Annotated in this window: 13 protein-coding genes; 6 read left to right on the forward strand and 7 right to left on the reverse strand. The window is 70.0% G+C overall.

Annotated elements, in window-relative coordinates:
- Positions 1–56: 56 nt before the first annotated feature.
- Genes MKK69_RS10760 through MKK69_RS10770 form a run of 3 tightly spaced genes read left to right on the forward strand, consistent with a single transcriptional unit; the run spans position 57 to position 2044 of the window.
- A complete protein-coding gene (locus tag MKK69_RS10760; protein ID WP_243967818.1) occupies positions 57–1388 on the forward strand; it encodes an NAD(P)/FAD-dependent oxidoreductase in 1332 nt (443 codons plus the stop codon).
- A 36-nt stretch (positions 1389–1424) separates the two neighbouring features.
- Positions 1425–1736 (forward strand): EthD family reductase, encoded by a 312-nt coding sequence (locus MKK69_RS10765; RefSeq protein ID WP_243967804.1) that lies wholly within the window; start codon positions 1425–1427, stop codon positions 1734–1736.
- Entirely contained in the window at positions 1733–2044 is a 312-nt protein-coding gene (locus MKK69_RS10770) for a hypothetical protein (protein ID WP_243967805.1), read from the forward strand. The genes MKK69_RS10765 and MKK69_RS10770 overlap by 4 nt, the downstream gene beginning before the upstream one ends.
- 193 nt (positions 2045–2237) lie before the next feature.
- On the opposite strand, the gene MKK69_RS10775 is transcribed toward MKK69_RS10770, so the two are convergent.
- The 4 genes from MKK69_RS10775 to MKK69_RS10790 all read right to left on the reverse strand — a co-directional run bounded on the left by MKK69_RS10775 (position 2238) and on the right by MKK69_RS10790 (position 8564).
- Entirely contained in the window at positions 2238–2477 is a 240-nt protein-coding gene (locus tag MKK69_RS10775; RefSeq protein ID WP_243967806.1) for a pentapeptide MXKDX repeat protein, read from the reverse strand.
- A 114-nt stretch (positions 2478–2591) separates the two neighbouring features.
- Positions 2592–5933, reverse strand: coding sequence for a GAF domain-containing hybrid sensor histidine kinase/response regulator (locus MKK69_RS10780; protein WP_243967807.1), 3342 nt, complete (start codon positions 5931–5933; stop codon positions 2592–2594).
- 170 nt (positions 5934–6103) lie between these two features.
- Positions 6104–7366, reverse strand: coding sequence for an O-antigen ligase family protein (locus MKK69_RS10785; protein ID WP_243967808.1), 1263 nt, complete (start codon positions 7364–7366; stop codon positions 6104–6106).
- Positions 7367–7550: 184 nt separating this feature from the next.
- Positions 7551–8564, reverse strand: coding sequence for a CobW family GTP-binding protein (locus tag MKK69_RS10790; RefSeq protein ID WP_243967809.1), 1014 nt, complete (start codon positions 8562–8564; stop codon positions 7551–7553).
- 294 nt (positions 8565–8858) lie between these two features.
- Here MKK69_RS10790 and MKK69_RS10795 point away from each other — a divergent pair, with 294 nt between their 5' ends.
- The 3 genes from MKK69_RS10795 (at position 8859) to MKK69_RS10805 (ending at position 15035) form a co-directional block, all read left to right on the forward strand.
- On the forward strand, positions 8859–10184 hold the full coding sequence (locus MKK69_RS10795; protein WP_243967811.1) for an efflux RND transporter periplasmic adaptor subunit: 1326 nt from the start codon (positions 8859–8861) through the stop codon (positions 10182–10184).
- A 16-nt stretch (positions 10185–10200) separates the two neighbouring features.
- Positions 10201–13350 carry an efflux RND transporter permease subunit gene (locus MKK69_RS10800; protein WP_243967812.1) on the forward strand — a complete coding sequence of 1050 codons (3150 nt, stop codon included), beginning with the start codon at positions 10201–10203 and terminating at the stop codon, positions 13348–13350.
- A 143-nt stretch (positions 13351–13493) separates the two neighbouring features.
- The gene (locus tag MKK69_RS10805) at positions 13494–15035 is read left to right on the forward strand and encodes an efflux transporter outer membrane subunit (protein ID WP_313900846.1); all 1542 of its coding nucleotides are present in this window, start codon (positions 13494–13496) and stop codon (positions 15033–15035) included.
- Positions 15036–15042: 7 nt separating this feature from the next.
- Here MKK69_RS10805 and MKK69_RS10810 read toward each other — a convergent pair whose 3' ends face one another.
- From MKK69_RS10810 to MKK69_RS10820, 3 genes are all read right to left on the reverse strand, one after another.
- Positions 15043–15834, reverse strand: coding sequence for a flagellar hook basal-body protein (locus MKK69_RS10810; protein ID WP_243967814.1), 792 nt, complete (start codon positions 15832–15834; stop codon positions 15043–15045).
- Positions 15835–15967: 133 nt separating this feature from the next.
- Positions 15968–16435: a secondary thiamine-phosphate synthase enzyme YjbQ gene (locus MKK69_RS10815; RefSeq protein ID WP_243967815.1), complete on the reverse strand. Its 468-nt coding sequence runs from the start codon at positions 16433–16435 to the stop codon at positions 15968–15970.
- Positions 16432–18125, reverse strand: a 1694-nt coding sequence (locus MKK69_RS10820; RefSeq protein ID WP_243967816.1) for a cisplatin damage response ATP-dependent DNA ligase, incomplete at its 5' end; no start/stop codon positions are given. The genes MKK69_RS10815 and MKK69_RS10820, both read right to left, overlap by 4 nt.

Raw genomic sequence — 18125 nt, forward strand, 5'->3', positions numbered from 1 at the left:
ACCCGTGTAAGCAGGGCGGCGTTCTAATCCCGGTACGGGAGCATTGAAGAGTGGCTATGGCATCGGTCGAGAACGAGTCCGGTCTGCATCGCGTCGTCGTGGTCGGTGGCGGCGCCGCCGGGCTCCAGCTGGTGACGAAGCTCGGCGACAAGCTCGGGCGGGGCAAGCGCGCCCACATCACGCTGGTGGACCGTGCCCGCACGCATATCTGGAAGCCCCTGCTCCACGAGGTGGCGGCCGGCAGCCTCGACGTGGGCCACCACGCGGTGGATTACCTGCATCACGCCCACATGCACGGGTTCCGCTACCGGATCGGCCGCATGACCGGGCTCGACCGGCAGACACGCACGGTCCAGCTGGCGGCCAGCCACGATTCGGAGGGCCGCGAAGTCACGCCCGAACGGGCGGTGCCCTACGACACGCTCGTGATGGCGGTCGGCTCGACCACCAATGATTTCGGCACCCCGGGCGTCGCCGACCACGCCATCGCCCTGGACACCCAGGATCAGGCGGTACGCTTCCATCAGCGCCTCGTGAACGCGTCCCTGCGGGCCCACACCCAGGCCGGCCCGGTCCGGGCCGGACAGCTCCACGTCGTGGTGATCGGCGCGGGCGCCACCGGAACCGAGCTCGCCGCGGAGTTGCACCGGACCCTGCGCCACGTGGTCTCGACGGGGCTCGACCGGATCGATCCGGGCAAGGACATCCGCATCACCCTGGTGGAGGCGGCCGAGCGGATCCTGCCGGCGGTGCCGCAGCGGCTCTCGACCGAGGTGATGCAGCTCCTCGACAAGATCGGCGTCGAGGTGCGCGTGAAGGCCCGGGTGACGGAGGTGCGGACGGACGGCGTGCAGCTCGCCGACGGCACCTTCATCCCCTCGGAGCTGGTGGTCTGGGCCGCGGGGGTGAAGGCGCCGCCGTTCCTCCAGGGCATCGGCGGCCTGGAGACCACGCGGACCAACCAGCTCGTGGTCACCCCGACTTTGCAGACGACCCGGGACGCCGACATCTTCGCGCTGGGCGACTGCGCCTACCTGGTCGAGGCCGGTTCGGACACGCCGGTGCCCCCCCGCGCCCAGGCCGCGCACCAGCAGGCGAGCCACCTCGTCGGCCAGATCCAGGCCAAGATCGACGGCAGGCCGCTGAAGCCGTTCCGCTACAAGGATTTCGGCTCGCTGGTGTCGCTCGGCGAGTACTCGACGGTCGGCAGCCTGATGGGCTTCGTGCGCGGCAAGAACATGCTGATCGCCGGCCTCTTCGCCCGGATGATGTACCGCTCCCTCTACAAGATGCATGAGCGGGCGCTGCACGGCACCGCCAAGACGGTGCTCGACACCCTGGCCCGCGCCCTCACCCGGCGCACCGAGCCGCGGGTGAAGCTGCACTGACCCGTTCCCAATTTCCCGACAGGAGAGACGACGGCCATGATTCTGGTGAGCGTGATGTACCCCGCCGGCCCGAGCTTCGACATGGGCTACTACCTCGGCCACCATATGCCGCTCGTGCGGCAGCGCTGGTCCTCCCTGGGTCTCCACGACGCGAAAGTGGTCAAGGGCGCCGGTACGCCGGACGGGGGCACCGCCCCGGTCCAGGTCATGGCCCTGCTCACCTTCGAATCGGTCGAGGCCTTCCAGAAGGCCGTGGCGGCCCACGGCGAGGAGATCTTCGCCGACATCCCGAACTTCACCCCGGCCCAGGCCCAGGTGCAGATCAACGACTTCGCGGAACACCCGTGATCGACATCGTCAAGGCGGTTCAGGGGGCCGATCCCAGTCTCGGCACCTACGTGGTCGTGCTGCGGGGCGATTCCCGGGCCCTGGACGGGCCGGAGCGCCTGACCGCGGATGCGCAGGCCTGGATCGGGCAGAACGCCCCGGGCGGCCGTCTGGCCCGGGTGACGGTCCGGCTCGCCCCCTATCCGGGGGCCGAGCCGACCGAGCGCAGCGTGAGCGTGATGGCCTTCGGCAACGCCCGGGAACTGGCGGCCTTCGCCACGACCTGGACCGGTGATCCGCTGCCGGAGGAGGATCCGGAGCCCGCTTGATTTGCGCCTCCGGCCACGGTCGAAACGTGATCGGGGCGGGCGTGCGCAGGACCACACCCTGAGGGGTACGTCGGCGGGATGCGCATCGCGACGATAAAACGGCGCCGCAGCCGAAAGGGGAAGCGCCCCCTCGGCTCGGCCCGAACGGGCTCGGAAGCCGAAAACGGCCGCCCGTCCTTATTCCGGGTCGCTTCTACTTCTTCATCGTGTCCTTGCTCGTGTCATCCTTGCCCATGGTTCCCTGTCCCATGGCATCCTTCTTCATCGAATCCTTATGCATGGCGTCGTTGCCCATCGAATCCTTGTGCATCGCGTCCTTGCTCATCGGATCCTTGTGCATCGCGTCCTTGCTCATCGACTCGGCGGCGTAGGCAGGAGCCACGACCATTGCCGAGGCAAGGACGGCGGCAATCACGCTGAACGGAATGCGCATTTCAGTATCCTCTCGTTCAGTGCCGTATTGGCACCTGACGAGACTTCAACAGTTCGATATCGTCGGTTACATCGACGCGATTGACTTCCATCGCCCGAAGATCCGGTCACCGCCTCACGCGGCGCGCAGCTGCCGGATCGCCCGCAGGGCCGTCGCGCGCTGCACCTCCAGGCGGCGGATCAGCGGCATCAGGTCGGCCCCCGCATGGGCGGCGGCCTCGACCTCCCGGCACAGGCTCGACAGGCCGACGAAGCCCAGGAGCCCCGCCGCCGCCACCAGGGCATGCGCGTCGTGGGCGATCTGGAGCCGGTCGGTCTCGCTCGGCCGGAACCGCTCGGACAGCTCGTTGGCCAGGAGATCCAGCAGCGCACCGACCCGGTCCGTCCCGAAGCTCGCCTCCATCTCCGACAGAACCGCGGCGTCGAGGACGGCGGAATCCACCGGCGCGCTGCGCCGCGGCTCCTCCGGCCGCGCCGCACGGCGCGCCCCCGGCGCCGTCCAGCGGCTGATCGTGGCGAAGAGGTCGGCCCGGCGGAACGGCTTGCCGACGTAATCGTCCATCCCGGCCCCGCGCAGGTCCTCGATCTGGGTCGGCAGGACGTTGGCGGTCATGGCCACGATCGGGATGTCGCAGGCGGGGGGCGCGAGGGCGCGGATCCGCCGGGTCGCCGTGAGCCCGTCGACCCGGGGCATCTGGACGTCCATGAGCACGAGGTCGTAGGCGCGCCCGGCCGCGACCGCCGCGGCGACCGCCGTGATCGCCTCGGCTCCGTCCCCCGCCACGTCCACCGCGTAGCCCTGCGATTCGAGGACCGCGCAGGCGAGTTCCTGATTGAGCGGCACATCCTCGACCAGCAGGAGTCGCAGGGGCGTCGCCGAGCCCGCCGGCGCCGAGTCCGCCGGCGCAGAGTCCGCTGGCCGGAGAGCCGCCGCGCCGGTCTCGGCCCGCGCGCTCGGGGCGTGGGCCGCCGCGGCCGCCCGCGGCAGGGTGAGCCGGAACCAGAAGGTCGACCCCGCGCCCTCGCGGCTCTCGACGCCGATCTCGCCGCCCATCAGCGTCACGAGGTGGCGGGAGATGGCCAGTCCGAGGCCGGTGCCGCCGAAGCGCCGGCTGATCGAGCCGTCGACCTGGCTGAAGCGCTTGAACAGGCGATCCTGCCGGTCCGGCGAGATGCCGATCCCGGTATCGGTCACGGCGAAGCGGATGACGTCGCCGGAGCTGCCGTCGGGGGCCGGGCCCGCGCCCTCCCGCTCCACGGTCACGGTGACGGAGCCCGCCGGCGTGAATTTCACGGCGTTGTTCAGCAGGTTGAGGAGCACCTGCCGCAGGCGGCCCGGATCGCCGATCACGCTGTCGGGCAGGCCCGGATCGATCCGGGCCTCGATCGCGAGGCCGCTCCGGATCGCGCTGCCGCGCACGATCGAGACCGCGGCGTCGACGGTGGAGATCAGCGGGAAGGCGACCGGATCGAGGGACAGCTCGCCGGCCTCGATCTTCGAGAAGTCGAGGATGTCGTTGACGACGGTGAGCAGGGCCGCGCCGGAACTCTGGATCAGCTCCAGGCGGCGCCGGTCCTCGTTCCGGATCGTCCCCTCGTCGAGGAGCAGGTCGGCATAGCCCAGGATGCCGTTGAGCGGCGTGCGGATCTCGTGGCTCATGGCGGCCAGGAACTCGCTCTTGGCCGCACTCGCCCGTTCCGCCTCCGCGCGGGCCGCCTCCGCGTCCCGGGTGGCCGCCCGCAGCGCGGCCTCGGCCGCCTTGCGCTCGGTGATGTCGAGGTGGAGGCCGACCATGCGCTGCGGCAGCCCCTCGGGCCCGAACAGCGTCCGCCCGCGCGCATAGAGCCAGCGCCGGCCCACCCGGAACTCGGCGGCGTAGGGCGTGGTGGTCTCCACCGCCCGCCGGACCTCGTTCCAGACGTCGCCGACATCCTCCGCATGCAGGAGCGCGGTCCATTCCGCGGCGGGCAGCACGTGCGGCGCGCCGATCTCCGGGAGCCCGTGCATGCGCGCGCTCTCGGGGCTCAGGGTGGCGAGCCCGGTGCGCATGTCCCACTCCCAGGTGCCGGCCTCCGCGGCGTCCAGGGCGATCCCCAGGAGGCCGCGCGCCTCCTCGACGGCGAGCCGCGCCGTGACGATGTCGTCCACGTCGAGGGCGGTGCCGAGCCACTCCGCCACGGCGCCATCGGTGGGATCGAGGCGGATCGGGATCAGCGAGAGCTTGTGCCAGCGGTAGACGCCGTCATGGCGCCGGATCCGCCACTGGCCGCCATAGCCCGCGCCGCTGGCGAGCGCCCGGTTCCAGGCCGCCTCCATGGCGGCGGCATCCTCGGGATGGTTGCGGGCGAGGCGTTCGGCCCGCTCCGGCCCGATCGGCCCGTAATAGGCCTGGAACTGCGCGTTGACGTAGGTCGCCTGCCCGTCGCCGACCCGCATGGTCCAGACCAGGAGCGGCAGCGTCTCGGCCAGGCCGCGGTAGCGCGATTCGCTGCGGCGGACCTCGTCCTCGGCGCGGCGCCGCTCGGTCACGTCGATGAGCACGCCGACCAGGCCGGCGGCGGCGCCGTCCCCCCGGTACTCCCCGCGCACGACCACGTCGCGGATCCCGCCATCGGGGCGCAGCAGCCGCGCCTCGAAGTCGAAGCGCGTCCGGCGCGCGATGGCGTCGGCCACGATCGCCGCGAGCCGATCCCGGTCCTCGGGATGGTAGACCTGCGCGAACACGTCGAGGCGCGGCGGCGGCGTCCCGGGATCGCGGCCGGCGATCTCGTAGAGGCTGGCCGACCAGACCGGCTGGCCCTCGGCCAGCTCGACCCGCCAGTTGCCGATGCTGGCGAGCTGCTCGGCCATGGTGAGCTGATGATTCGCCGCCTCCTGGGCGCGGGCCCGGGCGTTGATCTCGCGGTGCTGCTCGCGGATCACGGCCTCGCGGATCGCCGCCTGCGCGATCTCGTGGCCGCGGCGGGCATTGGCCTCGGTGAGCCGCAGATGGGCGAGGACGATCTCGGCGAGGTCGCGCAGGGCCGCCGCCTCGTCGTCGGAGAAGCCGTCGCGGGGCTCCGGATCGATCAGGCAGAAGGTGCCGATCCGCAGGCCGGGCCGCAGGCTCAGGGGCAGGCCCGCGTAGAAGCGGAAGCCGTCCGGGGCGGCGACCCCCGGGAGGTCGCGGAAGCGCGGATCGGCCCGGGTGTCGGGCACGACCAGGAGGCCGTCGCCGCGGATCGTGTGGTCGCAGAGGCTGCCGGCGCGCGGGATCGCCCCCGGCACGTCGATGCAGGGGGTCTTGGGCCACAGGTCGGTGTCGTCGATGAAGGCCACCAGGGCGCTGCGCACCTTGAACAGGTTGCGGGCGGTGCGGCAGACGGCGTCGAAATGCGGCTCGGGCGCCGTGCCCAGGATCCCGAGCGCCCTGAGGGCCGCGACCCGATCGTCCTCGCTGTCCCGCTCTGTGTTCAACTGACCGTCTCCGGGTGCGCGGCACGGTGATCCGTTCGGCGGCCGACGAGCGATGCCGCGCCCGGGGCCGCGTTTCAAGCGCGCCGGGGCGCGGCGGACCGCGCGTGATCTTTTTCCGAAGGCCGGCGGCCGTCTTTCGGGGCGATGCTACAATCCTCAGCCCGGCCGCGTCATGTCTCCGAGGGACGACGACCAGCTCCCGGGACGAGGCGCCCGCCCGCGCGCAGCCGCGCCGCCTCCAGGGCCCAGACCATGCCGAGCATCATGTAGACATGGCGCCACTTCTCGATGTCGATCTGGAAGGCCTGGAGGAAGAACATCAGCAGCGCCGGCCACACGATCTGCGCGTGCGCCCGGTAGGGCGACGGCCGCACCAGGAGCCGGAATCCGACGACGCTGGTGGTCAGCACGAGGCCGATGAAGACCGCGCCCCCGAGCCAGCCGCCATTGGCGAAGGAGCCGATGTAGGAATTGTGCGGCTCCAGCCCGAAGACCAGCCGCCAGTGCATCGGCCCCATCCCGAAGGGGCGTTCCAGGAGCATGGCGAGGCCGCGGATCTGATTGCCGAAGCGGCCGGTCTCGCCCTCATCGTAGTCCTGGGTCAGGGATGCCCGGGTCTCGAACATCTTGTGGACGTGATCGACCGAGAGCAGGCCGATCACCGCCACGGTGCCGAGCACGATCGTCGCCAGGGTCAGGAGCACGATGCGGCGGCGCAGGCGGACTGACGTGCTGCCCGCGTAGACCGAGCCGACCATGAGCAGCACCGCGACCGCGCTCCCGCCCCAGGAGCCGCGGGAGAACGACAGGAAGATGCCGGCCACGATGATCAGCAGGCCGAGGAGCGAGGCCAGCGGCCGCCGCGCCGCGCCGGTGAGCAGGCCGTGCATCAGGTAGAGGGCGCCCAGCGTCAGGAACGAGCCGAACACGTTCGGATCCTGGAAGGTGCCGGACGCCCGGTCGTACTTGTAGAACAGGTCCTCGATGCCGAGCCATTGCAGGTAGCCGACAATGCCGAGCGCCGCCGAGAACACGCAGCTCGCCGTGTAGGCCTTCAGCGCCAGCTCCATCCGGGCCTGGGTGTCGTCGGCGAAGAACATCGCGAAGAAGATGCAGGTGATCGACAGGTAGATCAGCTGCACCGTCCAGGTGACCGGGAAGTCCTCGTTCAGGTACGGGAGCAGGGCGGTGACGATCGCCGCCAGATAGAGGAGCAGGAGGCCGAGCAGCGGCAGCGCCCCCCGGTGCAACCGCACGCCGAGGCAGAGCCACAGCAGGATCGTGGGGATCGCCACCGCGTCGTAGGGTGAGGTCTCCGAGAAGGCGAAGCAGGCGAAGAAGATGAAGGCGGCAAACAGCGCCTTCGCCAGCCCCTCCACGACCACGATGAGCGGGATACCGGGCGCGGTTCCGGCGGCTGCGCTGTGGGCCATGATACGCGGGCTCCGCGGGCCGAGTACGCAGGCCCGCAGCCTCTAGAGTGACATTCAATCGTTGAGAATCGGCTTCGTGGGCGGAAAACGGCGTGTTGGCGTTTGCGCGCATGAGATTTCGGAGCCGCCGGGCACCCCCTCCCCCGCAGAGGGGGGAGGGAAACACACAGCGCCTCTCAGGCCCTCACACCCGGCAGTCCTCGAACCCCGCCTTGATCGCCGCCGGATCGAGGTTGCGGCCGATGAACACCACGCGGGACACCCGCGGCTCGTCCGGTCGCCAGTCGCCCTGCACGTCCCCGTCGAGGATCATGTGGACGCCCTGGAAGACGAAGCGCTTCGGCTCGTCCGGGAAGGCCACGATCCCCTTGCAGCGCAGGATGTCGGGGCCCTGGACCTGGGTCAGGTTCGAGATCCAGGGCATGAATTTTTCCGGGTCGACCGCGCCCTCGATTCGCGCCGAGATCGAGCGGATGTCGGAATCGTGGTGGTGATGGTGCCCCTCCTCCAGGAAGTCGGGCTCCACCTCGAGGATCCGGTCGAGGTCGAAGGCGTTGCGCTCCAGCACAGCCTCGAGCGGCACCGCGCAGTTCTGGGTGCGATGGAGCTTGGCCAGCGGGTTGATGGTGCGGATCTCGGCCTCGACCCGGTCGAGGTCCGCCGGGGCCACGAGATCGCTCTTGTTGAGCAGGATCACGTCCGCGAAGGCGATCTGGTTGCGGGCCTCCGGGGCGTCCTTCAGGCGGTCGGAGAGCCACTTGGCATCCGCCACCGTCACCACGGCGTCGAGCCGGGCGGCCTCGCCCACGTCCTGATCGACGAAGAAGGTCTGGGCCACCGGCGCCGGATCGGCGAGACCCGTGGTCTCGACGATGATCGCGTCGAACTTGCCCCGGCGCTTCACCAGCCCGTCCATGATCCGGATCAGGTCGCCGCGCACCGTGCAACAGACGCAGCCGTTGTTCATCTCGAACACTTCCTCGTCCGCGCCGACGACGAGGTCGTTGTCGATGCCGATCTCGCCGAACTCGTTGACGATCACGGCGTAGCGCTTGCCGTGATTCTCGGTGAGGATCCGGTTCAGCAGCGTGGTCTTGCCCGCGCCGAGATAACCGGTGAGCACGGTGACCGGGATCTTGCCGGCGGGGGATCCGGCGGGGGATCCGGATTTGGCGGAAGCGGGGCTCGTGTCGGACATGGCGGCTTCTTCGACGGGGTGACGGGAGCGGGCGGGGCGGTTCGCCGGGAACCGTTGTCATATTGTAACAAATCCCGGCAAAGGAAGACGGTGTCACACGGTTTCGCGACCGGTGCCGCCAATCGATTGCACGCCGGACAAGCTTTGCTCTAGGCAGGCTGGGCCGCTGGGGAACACCCGCGCGGTTCGCCACAGAAAAGCACCAGCGGTCGCATTGATGTGAGTGGCGTTCCGGCGCGAATCGTACCCGTCTCAGCCAGCCCGGTCACTTCGTCCGGACGCAGAAGAACAGCCATGGACGCCCGAAACCCGCTGGAACAGGACGAGACCACCCTGGCACCGCCGCGCAATCGCCGGTGGTCGAGGCCCCTCGTCGTCGTCGCGCTCCTGGTGGTCGCGGGCGCCCTCGCCTTCGCCTTCCCGGATCGGGCCCGCGAGGCCGGCTCCGGCCTCCTCGCCTCGGTGACCGGCCTGTTCGGCGCCTCGGGCAACGCCGATCCGGGCATCGACGCGGTGAAGGCCGGCCCGGTGGAGCGGGTGTTCCGGCCCTCCAAGGAGCAGCGCGCCGCCTTCGAGATCCTGCCGGTAGCGACCCAGATGTTCCGCCCGGAGGGCTCCGCCGAGGGCCGCATCGCCCTCAACGACGACGACAACGTGCCGGTGGTCTCGCCCTATGCGGGCCGGGTGACCAAGGTGCTGGTCCGGGCGGGCGACGACGTGAAGGCCGGCGACGTCCTCCTGACCCTGGAGGCCACCGACATGGTCCAGGCGCAGAACGACTATCAGGCGGCGCTCAACACGCTCCAGAAGCAGCAGGCGCTCCTGAAGCTCGACCAGACCATCGCGTCGCGCCAGCAGGAGCTGTTCCAGGCCCACGCCACGGCCCTGAAGGATTACCAGTCGGCCCAGAACGACGTGATCGCCGCCCAGAGCGACCTGAAGACCGCGGAGGCTTCCCTCGACGCGGTGCGGAACCGTCTGCGGCTCCTGGGCAAGACCGCCGCCGAGATCGCCGCCTACGAGAAGAACGGCACGATGAGCCCCGAGACGCAGATCCGGGCGCCGATCGCCGGCACGATCGTCCAGCGCAAGGTCGGCATCGGGCAGTACCTCTCGGCCTCCAGCGACCCGGTCTTCGTGATCGGCGACCTGTCGACGGTCTGGCTGGTCGCCAACGTCCGCGAGAGCGAGATTCCCAAGATCCGGAACGGCCAGGAGGTCGAGGCAAAGGTGGCGGGCTTCGGCACGCGGGTGTTCAAGGCGCGGGTGAACTACATGGCCTCCAGCCTCGACCCGGCGACCCGGCGGCTGGCGGTGCGCAGCGAGGTCGACAACCCGGACCGGGTGCTGCGCCCGGAGATGTTCGCCACCTTCACGATCATCACCGGCAAGGGCGAGCCGAGCCCGAGCGTGCCGGTCGCCGCGATCGTCTACGAGGGCGACCGGACCCATGTCTGGGTGGCCCGGCCGGACGGCGCCGTCGAGGCCCGCGACGTCAAGCTCGGGCTGATCAACGGTGACAGCGCCCAGGTGGTCGACGGGTTGCGGCCGGGCGAGCAGATCGTGACCCGCGGCGCCCTGTTCATCGACCGGGCGGCCACCGGCGACAAGGCGTCGTGAGCGAGGATCCGGCCCGATGAACGCCCTGATCGCCTTCTCGCTCCGGCAGCGCGTGCTGGTGGTGCTGCTGTTCGTCATGATGCTGGGCATCGGCTACGGCGCCTACACGCAGCTGAACATCGAGGCCTATCCCGACCCGGTGCCGCCGCTGGTCGACGTGATCACCCAGAATCCGGGCCAGTCCGCCGACGAGATCGAGCGCTACATCACCATCCCCCTTGAGGTGGCGCTGGCCGGCATCCCGAACGCCCAGGTGGTGCGCACCATCTCGCTGTTCGGCCTGTCGGACGTGAAGGTCCAGTTCAACTACGAGTACACGTACGAGGAGGCGCTGCAGCGGGTGCTCAACCGCCTGTCGCAGGCCCCGACCCTGCCCAACGGCGCCACACCGCAGATCTCGCCGACGAGCCCGGTGGGCGAGATCATGCGCTACAAGCTCGTGGGCCCGGCGGGCTACTCGCCGATGGACATGAAGACCCTGCAGGACTGGGTGCTCCAGCGCCGGTTCAAGGCGATCCCCGGCGTGGTCGACGTCACCGCCTTCGGCGGCAAGGCCAAGGAATACGAAGTCGCCGTCGACCTGAACCGCCTGCAGGCGCAGGGGCTGACCCTGGTCCAGCTGACCACCGCGCTCAACAACGCCTCGATCAACGTCGGCGGCCAGACGCTGAATGTCGGGCAGCAATCGGCGGTGGTGCGCGGCATCGGCCTGATCCGCGACATGGACGACATCAAGGACACGATGATCAGCCTCGTCAACGGCACGCCGGTGCTGGTGCGGGACGTGGCCGAGGTGCGGGTATCGAACGCGCCGCGGCTCGGCATCGTCGGCCATGATGACCAGCGCGACGTGGTCGAGGGCATCGTGCTCATGACCCGCGGCGGCAAGAGCCTGCCGACGCTGGAGCGGGTCGAGGCCGAGATCGACAAGATCAACAGCTCCACGGTCCTGCCGCCGGACGTGAAGATCGAGCGGATCTACGACCGCTCGGGCCTGATCCACACCACCACCCACACGGTGATGCACAACCTCGTGTTCGGCGTGGTGCTGGTCTTCGTGGTGCAGTGGCTGTTCCTGGGTTCGCTCACCAGCGCGATCATCGTGGCGGCCACGATCCCGTTCGCACTGGGCTTCGCGATCCTGATCCTGGTGGTGCGCGGCGATTCGGCGAACCTCCTGTCGCTCGGCGCCATCGATTTCGGCCTGATCGTCGACGCGACGGTCATCATGGTCGAGAACGTGTTCCGCCACCTCGCGGAGCCCGAGCACGTCAAGGGCGAGGCGCCGCCCGCAGGCCTGACCGGGCGGCTCGGCACCATCGCGATCGCGGGCCGCGAGGTGAACCGGGCGATCTTCTTCTCGGCCACGATCATCATCGTCGGCTTTCTGCCGCTCTTCACCATGACGGGCGTCGAGGGCCACATCTTCGGGCCGATGGCCAAGACCTACGCCTACGCGCTGATCGGCGGCCTGCTGGCGACCTTCACGGTCTCGCCCGCCCTCGCCGCGCTGATCCTGCCCCGGAAGCTCGAGGAGCGCGACACCCTGATCGTGCGGCTCACGCGCTTCGGCCACGAGCGGATCCTGGCCTTCGGCCTGAAGAACCGGGTCCTGACGCTCGCGGTGATGCTGGCGATCCTGCTCGTCTCGGGGCTGGTGGCGCGCAATCTCGGCCTGGAATTCCTCCCCCGCCTCGAGGAGGGCAACCTCTACGTGCGCGGCACCATGCCGTCCTCGATCTCGCTGGAGGCCGGCAACGCCTACGTCCAGCGCATGCGCAAGATCTTCCAGGAGGTCCCGGAGGTCACCACCGTCCTGTCGCACCAGGGCCGCCCGAACGACGGCACCGACGCCACCGGCTTCTTCAACGTCGAGATCCTGGCGCCGCTCAAGCCGATCGACCAGTGGCGCAAGGGGCTCGAAAAGGAGACCCTCATCCAGGATCTGAGCAAGAAGCTGGAAGACGAATTCCCGGGTATCGAGTTCAACTTCTCACAATATATCGAGGACAACGTCCAGGAAGCGGCCTCGGGGGTGAAGGGCGAGAACTCGGTCAAGGTCTACGGCAACGACCTCGTCCAGCTCACCAAGACCGCCAACGCCGTGAAGGCCGCGCTGGCCTCGGTGCCGGGCATCACCGACCTCTCGGTGTTCGAATCCCTCGGCCAGCCGACGGTGCGGATCGACGTCGACCGGCACAAGGCCGCCCGCTACGGCCTGTCGATCGGCGACGTGAACACCACGATCCAGGCGGCGATCGGCGGCCAGACCGCGGGCGACCTCTACGAGTACGGCTCGGACCGCCACTTCCCAATGCGGGTGCGGCTCGCCAAGGAGTACCGCTCGTCGCTCGCCGGCATCCGCAACATCGCGGTGGGCGCGCAGAACCCCAATGGCGGCGTGATCCAGGTACCGCTCTCGGAGATCGCCGATGTCGATCTCGTCTCCGGCGCCTCGTTCATCTACCGCGAGGATCAGGAGCGCTACATCCCGGTGAAGTTCTCGGTGCGTGGCCGCGACCTCGGCAGCACGGTGATCGAGGCCCAGCGCAAGGTCGCCGAGGCGGTGGACCTGCCGCCGGGCTACCGGCTGGAATGGGTCGGGCAGTTCACGAACCTCAAGGAGGCGGCGGCCCGGCTCAGCCTCGTGGTGCCGGTGACCCTGCTGCTGATCGCGCTGCTCCTGTACATCAACTTCTCCTCGGTGGCCGACATGCTGCTGACGCTGTCGGTGATCCCGATGGCGATGATCGGCGGCATCTTCGCCCTGTCCCTGACCAGCACGCCGTTCTCGATCTCGGCGGCGATCGGCTTCATCGCCCTGTTCGGCATCTCGACCATGGAGGGCGTGATCCTGCTGGCCTATTACAACCAGCTCCTCGAGGAGGGCTGGAAGCCCCAGGAGGCGGTCTGGCACGCGGCGGTGGTGCGCATGCGCCCGGTGATGATGACCTGCGTGGCCGCCTGCGTCGGCCTGCTCCCGGCCGCGATCTCCACCGGCATCGGCTCGCAGGTGCAGAAGCCGCTGGCGCTGGTGGTGGTCGGCGGCATCATCCTGGCGCCGAACCTGATCCTGGTGGTCATGCCGGTGCTGATCTCCCTGTTCTCCCGGCGCAGGCCGAATCTCGCGGCGCGGGCCCCGACCGAGCATCGGGCCGCCGCGTGAGCCGCCTCACGACCCGGCGGACCGGCCGGCAGCACGTTGCAGGCGGGCCACAACCTGCGCCCGGCGCACGCCATCTGGGGACCGCCGCATTGACTTGGCTGCGCGCCGCGCCGCTCTACCAGGGTATGGTCTTCGGGGGCGGAATGGTGAGCTGTGCGCCGATTCGGTGCGGACGGGCGGTCGCCGTGCTGGCCGCGACCGTGTCGCTGTCCCTGTCGGCCTGCGCGGTCGGGCCGAATTACGTGCCGCCCGAGGATCCGCCGGTCGGCCGCTACACCAAGGAGCCGCTGAAGAACCCTTCGGCCGCCGACAAGGTCCGCACCCGGCAGGGCGGCTCGGCGGATCAGAGCTTCGTCTCGGGCGCGGACATTCCCGGCTCCTGGTGGACCCTGTTCCACTCCGCGGCGCTGAACCGCCTCGTCGAGCAGGCGCTCGCCAACAATCCGAACCTCGAAGCCGCGCAGGCCTCGCTCCGGATCGCGCAGCAGAACGTGCTGGCCCAGAAGGGCACGCTCTATCCGAGCCTGACCGCGAACCCGCAGATCCAGGGCATCCTCGCCCCCGGCCTCGATCTGCAATCGCCGCTCAACAACCAGACCCAGTACCTCTACAGCCTCTCCACCCCGCAGGCGGTGGTCTCGTACAATCCGGACGTGTTCGGCGGGAACCGCCGGCAGATCGAGTCCCTGGAGGCCACCACCGAGAACCAGCGCTTCCAGCTGGAGGCGGCCTATCTCAGCCTCACCGGCAACGTGGTGGCGGCCGCCATCCAGGAGGCGTCCCTGCGGGCGCAGATCGAGGCGACGCGCAAGGTCATCCAGGCGCAGACCGAGATCCTGCAGCTCTACAACAAGCAGCTGTCGCTCGGGCAGATCGCGGGCGCCGACGTGGTCCAGCAACAGGCCGCGCTGGCCCTGTCGCAGCAGCTGCTGCCGCCGCTGGAGAAGGCCCTGGCGCAGCAGCGCAACCTGCTCACCGCGCTCGCCGGCCGCCTGCCCTCCGACGAGGTCAGCGAGACCTTCGTGCTCTCGGCCCTGCGGCTGCCGACCCGCCTGCCGGTGAGCCTGCCCTCGCGCCTCGTGCAGCAGCGACCGGACGTGAAGGCCGCCGAGGCCCTGGTCCAGCAGGCCAGCGCCAGCGTCGGGGTCGCCGTGGCCAACCGCCTGCCGCAGTTCAACCTGACAGCGACCGGCGGGTCGAGCTCCACGCGAATCGCGCAGGTGACCAACCCGGGTGCCGCGTTCTTCACGATCATCGGGCAGGCCACGGCGCCGATCTTCGATGCGGGCACCCTGTTCCGGCGCCAGCGGGCGGCGGAGGAAGGGCTCACCCAGGCGCAGGCGCAGTACAAGGCGACCGTGCTCGGTGCCTTCCAGAACGTCGCCGACGCCCTGCGGGCGCTGCAGGCCGACGCCAGGGCGGTGGCGGCGGCCGACGCGGCGGTGAGCGCGACCAACCAGAGCCTCGGGCTGATCCGCAAGCAATACACCGCGGGCGCGGTCACCTCCTCACAGGTGCTGATCGCCCAGCAGGGCTACCTCTCGGCGCTGATCACCTCGGCGAGCGCGCGGGCCACGCAATACGCCGACACCGCGGCCCTGTTCGTGGCGCTCGGCGGCGGCTGGTGGAACCGTGTGGACGTGGCGCCGCCCCCGCCCGAGACGGACCCGCTCAAGATCCTGTGACGCCGCCTCAGGCGTACATCGCGATGGCGTCCTGCAGCATCTGGTCGGCGGTGCTCATGACCTTGGTGTTGGCCGTGTAGGCCTGCTGCGTCTCGATCATCTTCGAGAACTGGTCCGAGATGCTGGAATTCGACTGCTCGACCGAGCCGGCCGTCAGGGTCGCGCCGTTGAGGCCGTAGCTCGGCGTGCCGGACTGGCCGTTGGCCACGTAGGTTCCGCCGTCCAGGGAGGTTAGGTTGTCCTGCGTGCCGAACTGCGCGAGCGTCAGCGCGCCGAGGGGCACGGTGCTGCCGTCCGCGGCGGTGCCGGAGAGGGTGCCGGCGGGGGAGACGGCGAGGCTCGACAGGGTGTTGGCCCCGGTGGGCACGGTGACCGGCGCCGTCGCCGAGGCCCCGGCGAACAGGTAGTAGCCCGCGCCGTTGACGAGGTAGCCGTTGGCATCCGGCGTGAAGTCGCCGCGCCTTGTGTAGGCTGTCTGGCCGGTGAAGCTCGGGCTCTGATCCGTGCCGGAATTCGCCCGGACGATGAAGTAGCCGTTGCCCGAGATGCCGAGATTGGTCGAAACGCCGGTGGATTGCAGCGTGCCCTGGATGCCGAGGGTGTCGCGGGTGTTGCTCGACACGCCGCCGGCCGGCTGCATCCCGCCCTCGGTCTGCGCGAGCATGTCGGCGAAGCGCGTCTCGGTGGTCTTGAACCCCGCCGTCTGGGTGTTGGCGATGTTGCCCGAGATGTTGTTCAGCGCGAAGGACTGGGCCGACGCACCGGAAATCGAGTTCGAGAGCGCGTCGAAAAGGCTCATCGGGGTCTCCCTGCGCCAGACCGGCATACCCACCGGTCTCACGGACGCCCATCAGCACACGACATGGTTAACCGCCGGTGTGTGACCCGGTGTTGCCGATGCGCGTAGGCGCAATGCGACGCGCCGGCCGGCGTCACGCGCCGATCACGGTGAGCACGATCTCCCTCCGGTGCGGCCGGTCACGATGCTCGATCAGATAGATCCCCTGCCACGTGCCGAGCGCCAAACGCCCATCGACCAGGGGGATGCTCAGGGCGGAATCCGTGACGAGGGTTCGGATATGGGCCGGCATGTCGTCCGGCCCCTCGGCACCGTGGACGTAGCCGGCATGCCGCGGGGCCAACCCGTCCAGGGCGGTCATCAGATCGGTCTGGACGTCGGGGTCGGCGTTCTCCTGGATGGTCAGCGAGGCCGAGGTGTGCCGGCAGAACACAGTCACCAGCCCGTTCCGGATTCCGCTGCCGCGCACGAAGTCGGCGACCGCCGCGGTGAAGTCCGTGAACCCCGGCCCCGGGGTCGCGATGGTGAGGCGCCCGCTGGCGTGGCGCTCCACCGCGCCGGAGGCCAGCGGCTCCACCGGCCCGATCCTGCCCTGTCTCATGCGGTCGTCTCCCTCAGCGTCGCGCCCGGCGCGATCTCGCGCTCTCCCCGAGCGAGGATCCGCTCCAGCACGCCGATCCGGTCGGCCTCCGCGGGGGGCTTGTCCCAGCGGATTCGGCTGACCCGGGGGAAGCGCATCGCCACGCCCGACTTGTGCCGGGTCGAGCGTTGCACGCCCTCGAAGGCGATCTCCAGGACGAGGCCGGAATCCCGTCCGTGCGCGACCTCGCGGACCGGGCCGAAGCGCTTGGTCGTGTTGTTGCGGACATAACGGTCGAGCTTGGCGAGTTCCGCGTCCGTGAAGCCGTGATAGGCCTTGCCGACCGGCACCAGCTCGTCCCCGCCCTCCGGGGCCTCCCGCCAGACCCCGAACGTGTAGTCCGAGTAGAAGGACGAGCGCTTCCCGTGGCCGCGCTGGGCGTACATCATCACCGCGTCGACCACGTGCGGTTCGCGCTTCCACTTCCACCACGGCCCCTTGGGACGGCCCGGGAGATAGGGGCTGGTGCGGCGCTTGAGCATGATGCCCTCGATGGCGTCCGCATCGGCGCCGGCGCCCACTGAGGCCGGGTCGGCCCGGGCGGCGGCCAGCGCCTCCCAATCCGCGAAGGGCACCAGGGGCGAGATGTCGATCCGCGCATGGTCGAGGCGGGTGACCAGGGCTTCGAGCGCCGCCCGCCGGTCCGCGAAGGGTTCCGCCCGCAGGTCGTCGCCGTCGAGGGTCAGGAGGTCGTAGGCGCGGACATGGGCGGGGAACTCCTCCAGGAGCTTGCCTGTCACGGCCTTCCGGTTCAGGCGCTGCTGGAGCACGTTGAAGCTCTGCACCCGCCGCTCGCGCAGGATCAGCAGTTCCCCGTCCAGCGTCCCCGTGAAGGTGATCGCCTCGGCCAGATCCGGAAACGCCCCGGTGATGTCCTCGCCGGTGCGGGAATAGACCTTCCCGACCTGGGCGCCCGCCCGGTCGCGGCCGCCGACCAGCTGGACGCGGATGCCGTCCCATTTCCACTCGGCCGAGAACGCCTCCGGCTCCAGCTTCTCCAGATCCGCCTCCTCCTCGATCGGGTGGGACAGCATCGGCGGCCGGAACGGGGCCGGGTTCAGGGTCTCGGGCCGCGCGGCCCGGCCCTCCACCCAGGCGAACAGAGTCTCGAACGGCGGCGTCAGCCCGTGCCAGACCTCCTCCACGGCATCGGCGTCGTGGCCGCCCAGCGCGCCGACCGCATTCTTGGCGAGCCGCGCCGAGACGCCGACGCGGAGATTGCCGGTGACGAGCTTCAGGAGCGCCCAGCGCCCGGTCTCGTCGAGGGCGTCGAGCCAGTCGGCGAGGTGCCCGGGCAGATCCTTCTTCGGAATGGTCGCCAGGGTCTCCACGACCTCGGCCAGGGTCGGGACGTGCGGCGGCGGGTTGTTGTGGCCGATCCCGGCGCGCGCATCCCCTCCCACCTCTGCGGGGGAGGGTGGCCCCCGAAGGGGGTCGGGTGAGGGGAGCGACGGTGCAAGAGAGGGCTCGGCTTTGATGAGGGCATCCGCCCCATCCTGAAGCCGGGTTCCCCTCTCCCGACCCTCGCTGACGCGAGGGCCACCCTCCCCCGCAGAGGGGGGAGGGAGATCGCGCGGTGTCGGCCAGATCAGCGCCGTGGTCTCGGCGAGATCGCCCACGTAATTGTGCGACAGCCGGAACAGCACCGGGT

The sequence above is a fragment of the Methylobacterium sp. J-026 genome (genome assembly GCF_022829585.1).
In the GTDB taxonomy this organism is placed as follows: Bacteria; Pseudomonadota; Alphaproteobacteria; order Rhizobiales; family Beijerinckiaceae; genus Methylobacterium.